The organism is Massilia aquatica (genome assembly GCF_011682045.1).
Lineage (GTDB): Bacteria > Pseudomonadota > Gammaproteobacteria > Burkholderiales > Burkholderiaceae_D > Telluria_A > Telluria_A aquatica.
On record NZ_VVIW01000003.1, the window covers coordinates 196308 to 208091 of the forward strand.

5 protein-coding genes are annotated in these 11784 nt (G+C 65.8%); 3 read left to right on the top strand and 2 right to left on the bottom strand.

The features are described 5' to 3' along the window. Positions 1–37 precede the first annotated feature (37 nt). On the bottom strand, positions 38–976 hold the full coding sequence (locus tag F1609_RS06925; RefSeq protein WP_167075761.1) for a LysR substrate-binding domain-containing protein: 939 nt from the start codon (positions 974–976) through the stop codon (positions 38–40). Between the two features lie 122 nt (positions 977–1098). Here F1609_RS06925 and F1609_RS06930 point away from each other — a divergent pair, with 122 nt between their 5' ends. After that, positions 1099–2316, top strand: coding sequence for a urate hydroxylase PuuD (locus F1609_RS06930; RefSeq protein WP_167075762.1), 1218 nt, complete (start codon positions 1099–1101; stop codon positions 2314–2316). Positions 2317–2324: 8 nt separating this feature from the next. Next, on the top strand, positions 2325–3554 hold the full coding sequence (locus F1609_RS06935) for a M20/M25/M40 family metallo-hydrolase (protein ID WP_308609344.1): 1230 nt from the start codon (positions 2325–2327) through the stop codon (positions 3552–3554). Positions 3555–3686: 132 nt separating this feature from the next. Here F1609_RS06935 and F1609_RS06940 read toward each other — a convergent pair whose 3' ends face one another. Continuing rightward, positions 3687–6044, bottom strand: coding sequence for a prolyl oligopeptidase family serine peptidase (locus F1609_RS06940; protein WP_167075764.1), 2358 nt, complete (start codon positions 6042–6044; stop codon positions 3687–3689). A 520-nt stretch (positions 6045–6564) separates the two neighbouring features. On the opposite strand from F1609_RS06940, the gene F1609_RS06945 reads away from it, so the two are divergent. Continuing rightward, complete coding sequence (locus F1609_RS06945; protein WP_167075765.1) at positions 6565–11772, top strand: Ig-like domain-containing protein; 5208 nt, start codon at positions 6565–6567, stop codon at positions 11770–11772. Positions 11773–11784: the final 12 nt, after the last annotated feature.

Genomic DNA, 11784 nt, shown 5'->3' on the forward strand with positions numbered 1-11784 from the left:
CGTTGCAAACATACGCGCCGGCTGATAAACGCTATCGCTACTTCTGCACCAGCGCCTTGGCCGCCGCGCTGACCTGGTCGCGCAGCCATTTGTGCTCGGGCGCCTGGTGCACGCGCTCATGCCACAACTGGTAAAACCGCATCGGCGGGAACTTGACCGGCACCGTGAAGCTTTTCAGCGGCAGCGTCTTTTCGTAAAAGCGCATGAACTGGCGCCCGGTGGTCAGTACCAGGTCGGTCTGCGTCAGCATATACGGAATCAGGCCGAAATAGGCCGATTCCACTGCCACCGTGCGCTGCATGCCCTGGCGTTCGAGGAAGGCGTCGATCACGCCATGGTAACCGGGCAGCGTCTGCGACGGCGCCACGTGCGGCAGGGTGAGGTAATCCTCGATCGTCATGGCGTCGCTGGCGGTGCGCTTGGCGTACGGGCTGTCGGCGCGCATGGTGCAGATGATCGGGTCTTCGAACAGCTTGGAGATGTGCAGGTGCGCCGGCGGCTCGTCCCAGTTGGCGATGACGAGGTCCATGTCGCCGTCCGACAGCATGCGGATGTAATCGACGCCGCCACCCAGGCTGTGAATGACCACGCGGCTGTTGGGGGAGCCGCGCCGCAGCGCCGCCACCACGTTCGGCAGGAACTGGCTGTCGAGGTAATCGGGTGCTGCGATGTGGAAGGTGCGCGCTTCTTCCTGCGGCACGAAGGGCGACTTTTTGACGAACAGGCTCTCGGTTTCGTCGAGGATGCGCTTGGCGGGTTTGAGCAGGCTTTCGCCGTGCTGGGTCGGCACCATGCCGCGCGCGCCGCGCACCAGCAGCGGGTCGCCCGTCAGTTCGCGCAGTTTGCGCAGCGAGGCCGAGATCGAGGGCTGCGGCTGATTGAGCTTGAGCGCCACGCGCGAGACGTTTTTTTCGACCAGCAGCAGGTACAGGATGCGGATCAGGTGCAGGTCGAGGTGTTGGGGAAGGCTGGACATCGTTGTGTATATGAATTCGAGTATGTGGAATATACGCGATATTTCATGTAATGACACTTGAATCAGTTTATCTTGGGTAAATTCGCGCTACTATCGCCGCAGCCCACGCAACAAGGAAACCCATGGAAGTGTACGGATACCTGCTCCCCTACGGCCTCGAATGGCTCAACCTCATCGTGCGCTGGCTGCACGTGATCACCGGAATCGCCTGGATCGGCGCCTCGTTTTACTTCGTCTGGCTCGATAACACCATTCGCCCGCCGGCCCCGGGTTCCGAGCTGGCCAAAAAAGGCGTGTCCGGCGAATTGTGGGCGGTGCATGGCGGTGGTTTCTACAACCCGCAAAAATACCTGGTGGCGCCGGCCGAACTGCCCAAGGAGCTGCACTGGTTCAAGTGGGAAGCCTATTCCACCTGGCTGTCGGGCTTTGCGCTGCTCACCATCGTCTACTACTTCAACGCGCAGGCGATGATGGTCGATAAGGCCGTGGCCGACCTCTCGTCAATGCAGGCGATCGGCGTCGGCGTCGGCAGTCTGGTGGTCGGCTGGACCGTGTACGACCTGCTGTGCCGCTCCCCGCTGGGCAAGCGCGACCTGCCGTTCGGGATCGTGATGTTCCTGTTTTTGGTGGCCAGCGCGTATGTGCTGAACAAATACCTGAGCGGGCGCGCCGCCTATATTCATGTGGGCGCGATGATCGGCACCATGATGGTGGCCAATGTGCTCATGCTGATCATTCCGGGCCAGCGCAAGATGGTCGCGGCGATGACGTCTGGCCAGAAGCCGGACCCGATCCATGGCCTCAAGGCCAAGCAGCGCAGCGTGCATAACAACTACTTTACCTTGCCGGTCCTGTTCATCATGATCAGCAATCACTACGCCATGACCTACCGCCACGAGCACGCATGGGCGGTGCTGGCCGGGATCATGGCGGCCGGCGTCTTGATCCGCCATTTCTTCAACCTGCGCCATCGCGGCCGCGTGGAGTGGCGCTACCCGGCAGCCGGCGTGGCGCTGCTGCTGGCGGTGGCGATCGCCATCGCGCCGAAAGCGCCGGCGGCCGCCGTTGCGGGGGCAGATCCGGCGGCGCAGTTCGCACAGGTGGAGGCGATCATCACGCAGCGTTGCGCGACCTGCCACGCCGAGCATCCGACCCAGCCCGGGTTTGCCACCGCGCCGGCCGGGATCATGCTGCACAAGCCTGATTTGATTCACCAGAACGCAGCGAAAATTTACCAGCAATCGGTGCAGCTGAAAGCTATGCCGATCGGGAACCTGACCAATATGACCGACGCCGAGCGCGCACAGGTCGCCGCCTGGTTCGAAGCCGGCGCAAAATGAGGACAACAATGAACGCACAAGAAAAACTGGTCGACTGGATCGACGCCCACTTCGACGAACAGGTGGCGTTTTTGCAGGAAGTGATCCGCATTCCGACCGATACGCCGCCGGGGAACAACGCGCCGCACGCGGACGCCGTGGCCACGATGGTGGAAGCACTGGGCTGGAGCGCCGAGAAGCACGCGGTGCCCGAGCAGGCCGTGCGCGATTACGGCATGGAGAGCATCACCAACCTGATCGTGCGGCGGCCGTATGCGGCGGGCGGGCCGACCATTGCGCTCAATGCGCATGGCGACGTGGTGCCGCCGGGCGATGGCTGGGTGCATCCACCGTATGGCGCGGTGGTGGAAGGCGGCTTCATTTACGGGCGCGCTGCGGCGGTCTCAAAAAGCGATTTTTCGACCTATATTTTTGCCGTGCGCGCGCTGGAAGCGCTGGGCGTGCCGCTCAAGGGCGCCCTGGAACTGCACTTTACCTATGACGAGGAATTCGGCGGTTTGCTGGGACCGGGCTGGCTGCTTGAACAGAAACTGACCAAGCCCGATTTCGTGATCGCGGCGGGCTTCAGCTACAACATCGTCACCGCGCATAACGCCTGCCTGCAACTGGAAGTGACCGTGCATGGCAAGTCCGGGCACGGCGCCATGCCGGAAACCGGGCACGATGCCTTGCAGGCGGCCACGCGTATTTTGAATGCGATCTACGGGCAGCTGCCGGAACTGAAAAAGATCAAGTCGAAGGTGGCGGGCATCGATTCGCCGACCATGCTGGTGGGGCGCATCGATGGCGGGACCAATACCAACGTGGTGCCGGGGAAGGTGGTGCTGAAGATGGACCGGCGCATGATTCCGGAGGAAGATCCGGTGGCGGTGGAGGCGCAGGTGAGGGCGCTGATCGAAGATGCCGTGCGCGATGAAGCGGGGATTCGGGTCGAGATCCGGCGCTTGCTTCTGTCGCACGCGCTGCGGCCCTTGCCGGGGCAGGACAAGCTGGTGGCGAGCTTGCAGAAGAACGGCAGGCAGGTGATCGGCGAAGAGATTACTGCGCACGGCACGCCGCTGTATGCGGATGCGCGCCTGTATGGCGAACATGGGATTCCGGCGGTGCTGTATGGCGCGGGGCCAAGGACGGTGCCGGAGTCGAATGCGAAGAAGGCCGATGAACGCCTGGCGCTGGAGGATTTGCGCAAGGCGACCAAGGTGGTGGCGTTGACGTTGCTGGATTTTTTGGGCCAGTAATCCTGCTCTGTTTCTGCCAGCCCCCCGCGCGTCCCCTTGGCTGGAGCCCATGTCATCTTTGATCACAGGTGCTATGGGCTCCCGCCTGCGCGGGAGAGACGGCTCGTAAGGTAGCGGTAAGTGCGCGCGGGGTTACTTCAACGTCCGCTCAAACAGCTGGTAAATCCGGCGATACTGGTCGTACCAGCTCTCCGGCTGCACGAACGCGTGCCGTTCCAGCGGGTAGCTGGCCAGTTCCCAGTGATCCTTTTTCAGTTCGATCAGGCGCTGCGCGATGCGCACCGAGTCCTGGTAAAACACGTTATCGTCCACCATCCCGTGCGAGATCAAGAGGTGCCCGCGCAGCTTGTCGGCGTATTCGATCGGCGACGACTTGCGGTACGCCTCCGGATCGAGATCCGGCGTGTTGAGGATGTTGGCGGTGTACTCGTGGTTGTAGGTGGTCCAGTCGGTCACCGGCCGCAGCGCGGCGCCGGCCTTGAACATGTCCGGCTCGCGCATCAGCGCCATGAAGGTCATGAAGCCGCCATAACTGCCGCCGTACACGCCCACGTTTTTCAGGTCGCCCTGGTGGTTCGCCGCCATCCAGTTCACGCCATCGACGTAGTCTTCCAGTTCCGGATAACCCATCTGGCGATAGATCGCGGTGCGCCATGCGCTGCCGTAGCCTTTGGACGCGCGGTAGTCCAGGTCGAGCACGATGTAGCCCTTCTCGACCAGCAGGTTATGGAACATCTGCTCGCGGAAGTACACCGGATAACGCTTGCTCACGTTCTGCAGGTAGCCCGCGCCGTGCACGAACATCACGATCGGGTACTTCTTGCCCGGTTCCAGCGTGGCGGGGCGATACAGCTTGCCCCAGATCTGGCCCGCGCCCTTGGTCGACGGCACTGCCACGTACTGCGGTTCGATCCAGCTGCGTGCCTTGAACGCGGGCGAGCGCGTGTCGGTCAGCTTCACCGGCGCACCGCCGCTGGCAGCGATGGTCGCCAGCTGCGTCGGCATATAGCTCGACGAATAGTGCAGCAGCAGCTTGCGTTCGTCCGGTGACAGCGCAAACTGCTCCACGCCTTCGAGCGCCGTCACTTCACGCAGTTTCGCGTCGGTGCTCGAGACTGCGCACACTTCATACGTGCCCGGATTCTTCGGGTTGCACATCATGTACGCCGTGGTCCCATCGGCCGTCCACTGGATACGGGTCGCTTCCCACTTGCCCTGCGTGAGCGCGCGTGTCCTGCCGTCGCCGGCGCGCGTGTACAGGTGCGCGTAGCCGCTTTCTTCCGACAGGTACCACAGCGTGCTGTTATCGGGAAGCCAGCCGAATTCGTTGTTGCCCGAGTTGACCCAGGCGTTGTCGGTGACGCGGTGGGCCGGCTTGAGCGTGGCGCCGGCCAGGTCGACGGTGGCGATCCAGCGGTCCTTGTTGTCGGCGGCGCGCAGCATGACGGCCACGCCGGTGCCATTGCGGCTCCATTCGATCGCCGCGCCGTCGTCGTCCACGCGCACCACGCGGTTGCCTTTCAGTTCGGGCAGTTTTTGCGCCTTGCGCAGGTCCGCCAGCGGATCGACGGTGATGCCGGGCAGGGGGTCGAACGACAGGTCGCGCATCTCGCGCGTGGCCAGGTTGACCAGCTTGAGCGTATGCGACACCGGTGCGTTGCGGCCCACGCGCGGACGCTGGTCGTCGAATTCTTCGTAGCCCGATTCGGTCACGTAGCGCGGCAGCTTGCCGATGCGGCCCTTGTCGGTCACCTTCGGTGCCGTGACCAGCAGCAGCCAGCGGCCGTCCGGCGACAGGGCGCTGCCATCGATGACGACTTTGTCGCCCAGGTAGATCGGCGCCGGCGCGCGCGTGGCGTCGGCGCGGCGTTCCTGTTCGGCGCGGTCGCGGCCCGCGTCGCGGTCTTCTTTCTGGCGCTTGAGGGTCGAGATCAGGCGCAGTTGCAGGTCGCGCAGATTGTCGGCGTCCGGCGCGGCGGCCGGGTCTTTGGTGGCGCGCACGGCGGCCAGCGGGGATATCAGGCGGTCGGCGCGGTTCCAGCCGAGCCACTCGTGGCCGACGCGGAACTGCACGCCGCGTCCGTCGGCGGCGTACTGCGGCGCCATGATGCCGGTGCTGCCGCGGGTGATCTGGGTCAGCGCGCCGTTTTTCAGGTCGCGTTCGAACAGGTCGCCGTTGCGCAGCATGAGGGAGCGCGTGCGCTCGCGGTTGTAGATCACCTTGTCGCTGTCGAGGTTCGCCAATTCGCCGTCGCCGACCAGACGCGCTTTGCCGGGAGCGGCCTGGTAGATGTCGCGCAGCTGCGAACCTGTGCGTTTCTGTTTGTAGAACACCTGCTTGCCGTCCCAGCTCCACCAGGCGGTTTCCGCCGGCGTGCCGATCCAGTCGGGATGGGCCATCGCCTGATCGAGGCTGATGGGGTCGGCGGCGACGGCGGCAGCGGGGATGGCCCACAGCGCGGCCAGGAGGGGTAGGACAATTAGGCGCATGGTAAATACAGTTCAGTGGAAAATGAAAGGAAATGCGGGAAGTTGCACGATCGCATTCTAGCGCAGGCGGAGCCGCCGTGCGGACAATGCGCGCTCCGGCGGCATCGGCAAAGCAAGTACAAACGATCAGCCAAATCGGTCCTTGTCAACCTGATTGAGCAGCCAGCGCCATCGCTGTACCGATTAGCCCGTTTTACGCGGAATAGCCGATTTATCGTTTTTATGTTGACCAGATGCATTAAACTGGGTAAACCAGCCTGCTGGTCAGACAATGCCGCCGGTGCCCGCGTTTGTCGCGTCGCCGGTTCCGAAGACGACTGCAATCATGTGGATATAGCATGCCGCCGATCTTGACGCGCAAGTGGGTTACCCGCGCCTGCGTGCGATGCGCGCCAGGGGCGGGCGCCAGGGTATTTCTGTCCGGCCTGTTCGATCCATAGGCCACACCGACATTTTGCGGCAAGCGCAGCTCGCTGCGCCGATGTCATCAGCAACCCGCCAACCATTCAGGAACCTTAATATGATCAGCGCATCCGATTTGTTTCCCTCCCCTAAAGCGAGCCGCAGTATCGACCAGCAAACCCGGGAGGCGCGCCCTGGTGGAACGATTGTCGTCGAGCACGCCGGGAACCTGGAAACCGGCATCGGCTACGCCAGCGGTCGATCGTTCATGGTGGACAATGTGGGCCCGATCGTCGGCAGCGTCGGCGTCCCGGCCGGCAGCACCTATCTCAGCGGCGCCGCGCTCGAGTTCACCGTCAACTTCAATGAAGTGGTGCTGGTCGACAGCACTGGCGGCACCCCGCGCCTGGTCCTCACCATCGACGGCCCGGCCACCGTGTATGCGCAGTACCTCAGCGGCAGCGGGACCAGTGCATTGACGTTCAGTTATACAGTCGCCAACGGCAACGTCGATGGCGACGGAGTGGCGCTGGGCGGCGCCATCGACCTGAACGGCGGTACGCTCAAGGATGCGGTCGGCAACAACGCCACGCTGACCCTGAACAGCGTCGGCGCCCTGGGGGGCGTGCTGGTCAATGGCGCGGCGCCCGAGGTGTCGTCCATCTCACTGGTCAACGCGGCCATCAACAACCTGGCCAGCGTCGACTACACGGTGGTCTTTTCCAGCGCCGTGACCAACGTCGACATCGGCGACTTCGTCCTGAACGGCAGCGGCAGCGCCAGCGGCAACATCGCCGCCATTTCCGGCAGCGGCACCACCTACACCGTGACCGTAAACACGGTGGCCGGCAACGGCACACTGCGCCTGGACCTGAACAGTTCCGGCACCGGCATCATCGATGGCGCCAGTACTCCGATCGCAGGCGGTTACAGCGCCGGCGCCGCTTACACCATCGACACGGCCAGCCCGGCCAGCACCTCGGTGGCGGCGCCGGCGAATGGCAGCTACAAGGCCGGCAGCGAGCTCGACTTCACCGTCAATTTCAGCGAAGCGGTCACGGTCGACAGCAATGGCGGCACGCCGACCCTGGCCGTCACGCTCGACACCGGCGGCACGGTCAACGCCCACTACCTCAGCGGCAGCGGCGGCAGTGCGCTGGTGTTCCGCTACACCGTCGGCGGCGGGCAGAACGATGCCAATGGTCCGGCCCTGGGGCCGGCCATCGCGCTCAACGGCGCTACCCTGAAAGATGCGGCGGGCAACGACGCCACGCTGGCGCTGAACGGCGTAGCCGCCCTCGGCGGCGTGCTGGTCGATACCGAGACGCCCGACCTGTACCAGATCACGCGCATCGGTGCGCGCAACAACAATGGCGCCAGCGTCCAGTACAACGTCAAGTTCATCGAGAGCGTCAGCGGCGTCGATACCAGTGATTTTTCGCTGTACAAGGGCGGCACGGCGAATGGCAGCATTGCCTCGGTCTCCGGCAGCGGCGCCGATTATGTCGTCACCATCGGCAGCGTCGCCGGCGACGGCGAGCTGCGCCTGGACCTGAAGGGTTCCGGCACGAATATTGTCGACCTGGCCGGCAATCCCATCCCGAACGTGCCGCGCACCGGCAACCAGAGCTATATCCTGGACCACACGGCGCCGGCGGTGGCGTCGGTGGCGGTGCCGTCGAATGCCACCTATGGCGTCGGCCAGGCGCTCGATTTCAGCGTCAATTTTGGCGAGGCCGTCACGGTGGCGAGCGGCGGCGGCACGCCGCGCATCGCCGTCATGCTCGCCACCGGCGGCACGGTGTATGCGAACTACGTCAGCGGCAGCGGCGCGAGCGCGCTGCTGTTTCGCCACATCGTCGCCAGCGGCACCGCCGACAACGATGGCATCGCGCTCGGCGCCGCGCTCGACCTGAACGGCGCGACCCTGAAAGACGCGGCCGGCAACGATGCCGCGCTGGCGCTCAACAGCGTCGGCGCGCTGACGGGCGTGCTGGTCAACGGCCTGGCGCCCACCGTCACCTCGATCAGCCGGGTGCAGGCCGCCAGCAACAATCTGACCAGCGTGGACTACACGGTGCTGTTTTCCAGCGCCGTCAGCAACGTCGATGCCAGCGACTTCAGCCTGACCGGCAGCGCCGTGAGCGGCAACATCGCATCGGTGTCGGGCAGCGGCGCCACCTATACCGTAACGGTGAACAACATCGCCGGCGACGGCACCCTGCGCCTGGATCTGAACAGTTCCGGCACGGGCATCATCGACGGCGCCAGCAGCCCGATCGCGACCGGCTTCACGGCCGGCCAGGCGTATACCTTCGACCACACGGCGCCGCTGGTCGGGTCCGTGACGGCGCCCGCCGACGCGACCTACCTGGCCGGCGCCGCCCTCGACTTCGTGGTGCAGTTCGGCGAAGCGACCAGCGTCGACACCAGCGGCGGCACGCCCTCGATCGGCATCACGCTCGACAGCGGCGGCAGCGCCCAGGCGCACTACGTCAGCGGCAGCGGCGGCAGCGCGCTGACCTTCCGCTACGTGGTGGCCAACGGCCAGAGCGACAGCAGCGGCGTGGCCCTGGCCGGCGCCATCGCGCTCAATGGCGGTAGCTTGAAAGATGCGCTCGGCAACAATGCCACGCTGGCCCTGAACGGCGTGGCCGCGCTGGGCGGCGTGAAGGTCGATGCGCTGGCGCCGCTGGCGTCGTCCATCGTGCCGGCCGGCCCGGCCCGCACCAGTGCCAGCAGCGTGACCTACACGGTCACGTTTTCGGAAAACGTCAGCGGCGTCGACACTGGCGACTTTACGCTGGCCACCTCCGGCAGCGCCGCCGGCACGATTGCGTCGATCAGCGGCAGCGGCAGCACCTACACCGTTACGGTCGACACGGTCGCTGGCGACGGCATGCTGCAATTGAACTTGAAGGGCAGCGGCACCGGCATTGCCGACACGGCCAGCAATCCGATCGCGGCCGGGCTGAGCGGCCAGGGCTATGTCAGCGACCATACGGCGCCGGGCGCAACCCTGGCCATGTCGGGCCTGAACCTGGGCGCGGGGCAGACCGCGCTGCTGACGATTGCGTTCTCGGAGGCGGTCATCGGCCTCGACCTGGCCGACCTGAGCGCCGGCGGCGGCACCCTGAGCAACCTGGCCAGCATCGACGGCATCACCTGGACGGCGCTGTTCACGCCGGCCGCCAATACCACTGCCGCGGCCAACACCATCACGCTCGCCGCCAGCGGTGTCACCGACCTGGCCGGCAATGCGGGCACGGGCATGCCGGCCTCGCCCGCCTACGCCATCAACACCGTGGTCGCGCCGCCTCCGGTCGTGCCGCCTGCGGCCGTGCCGCCGCTGCCCGCCCTGCCCGTGACGGCCGGGCGCAGCACGGTCGACGGCGTGGTGCTCGATACCACGGTTACCTACAACGCGGCCACGGGCCTGAGCAGTTCCATCATCGCGATTTCGCCGATCCAAACGGGCCGGCCTGACGATCCGGGTTCGCCCAACGCATCCCTGGCCGATATTGCGCTCGGCCTGAACAACGGCGCGGGCGGCGTGGCGGTCAAGCTGACGGTCAGCCTGCCCGACGGGGTCGGCCTGCTGGTCGATGGCACCAACAGCCTGCTGAGCAATCAGCAAGCCTTGCTCGACCTGATCCGGCGCATCGAACAGAAGACCACGGCCGGCAGCGAGGTGCAAAACGCCATGAAAGGCCTGGGCCGGGATTTTCTCGGTTCGCTGTTCGGCGACGTGCTGCTGGAAAGCATGACCATCACGCCGCAAGTGGCGCCCGGCAGCAGCGCGGCACCGGCCATTCTCATCAGCGGCAGCTCGACCACGGCGGCCGAGGGCAGCCATCACCCGGGCGCCATTGGACTCGTGATCGACGCCAGCGGCTTGCCGGCGAACGCAGTGCTGCAACTCAATAACGTCGATTTCGCCGCGATTGTCGGCGCTGCCACCCTGCGTGGCGGCGATGGCCGCAACTTCGTCATCGGCGACGGCGCCGCGCAGAACATCCTGCTCGGGGCCGGCGACGACCTGCTCTTCGGCGGCGCCGGCGACGACCTCATCGGCAGCGCCGGCGGCCAGGACTGGCTGGACGGCGGCAGCGGCAACGACAAGCTGGCCGGCGGCATCGGCAACGATCAGCTGCAAGGCGGCAGCGGCGACGACCTGCTGCAGGGCGGGCGCAGCGACAGCGGCGCCTGGCAATTCTGGATCGAGCGTAGCGGTGCGCTGACGGGGCGCCACCAGACAGCGCTGTTCGCGCCGGGCCAGAGCGAAACGGTGGCGCGCGCCGACCTGAATGCGGCGGCGCCGGAACTGGCCTTCTTGAACGCGCCGCAGCACAAGCTGCTGCAACTGGCCGGCATGTACCAAGCCGTCTTTGGCCGCGTGGCGGACTTGCCGGGCCTGGCGTTCTGGGCCACCGACAGCGGCGACCTGCATACCACCGCCGCTTCCTTCCTGGCATCGAAGGAATGGGCTGATGCCGGCAATGGCGCGCTGGACGACCTGGCGTTCCTGACCACGCTGTACCGCCAGGGCCTGGGCCGTGCGCCGGACGCGGACGGCCTGGCATTCTGGCTGGCGCAGCTCGACGGCAGCGGCGCTACAGGCGTGCACAGCCGGGCCGACGTGCTGCTCGGTTTCGCGCTCGGCACCGAACTGCAGGCGCGCATCGACACGCCGGCCGGGGTGGCCATCGGCAGCGGCATGGCGGGGGTGGAAGGCAACTGGATTGCCGGCGGCGGCAACGACCGGCTCGACGGTGGCAGCGGCAGCGACCTGCTGGTGGGCGGCGACGGCAGCGATACCGTGGTGTACGGCGGCAAGCTGGGCGACTACGCCATCCTGCTGGGCATGGACGGCAAGGTGCGCATTGCGGACAAGGCCAGTGGCGACGTCGATACCATCAGTGGGATCGAACTGGGCGAATTCGGCGGCGTGACGGTCGACCTGGCATTCACGCAAGCGAGCAGCGCGACCTTGCGCAGCGTGGGCTTGCTGTATCAGAGCGTGCTGGACCGCCCCGCCGATCTGCACGGCATCAACGACCTGGTGGGGCGCGGCTTGAACGCCTTGCAGCGGGCGCAGGCCTGCACCGGTTCGGACGAATTCAAGGCGCGCTATGACGGCGTGGCCGATGCGCAATTCGTCCATTCCCTCTACGGCAACGCGGGTGTGGACGCCACTGCCGCGCAAGAGGGCGCGTGGATCGATTACCTGGGTACGCATACGCGCGCCGAGCTCGTCGCGGTCTGGATCGATGCCAGCGGCGCGGCGCAGGGGCAGTTTGGCGCCAACGGCCTATGGCTGGTATGACGGCGCCGGCGG

Bases quoted from the DNA above. Each gene is read 5' to 3' on its own strand.
- F1609_RS06925 (WP_167075761.1), bottom strand. From the start codon at position 976: ATGTCCAGCCTTCCCCAACACCTCGACCTGCACCTGATCCGCATCCTG.
- F1609_RS06935 (WP_308609344.1), top strand. From the start codon at position 2,325: ATGAACGCACAAGAAAAACTGGTCGACTGGATCGACGCCCACTTCGAC.
- F1609_RS06945 (WP_167075765.1), top strand. From the start codon at position 6,565: ATGATCAGCGCATCCGATTTGTTTCCCTCCCCTAAAGCGAGCCGCAGT.
- F1609_RS06940 (WP_167075764.1), bottom strand. From the start codon at position 6,044: ATGCGCCTAATTGTCCTACCCCTCCTGGCCGCGCTGTGGGCCATCCCC.
- F1609_RS06930 (WP_167075762.1), top strand. From the start codon at position 1,099: ATGGAAGTGTACGGATACCTGCTCCCCTACGGCCTCGAATGGCTCAAC.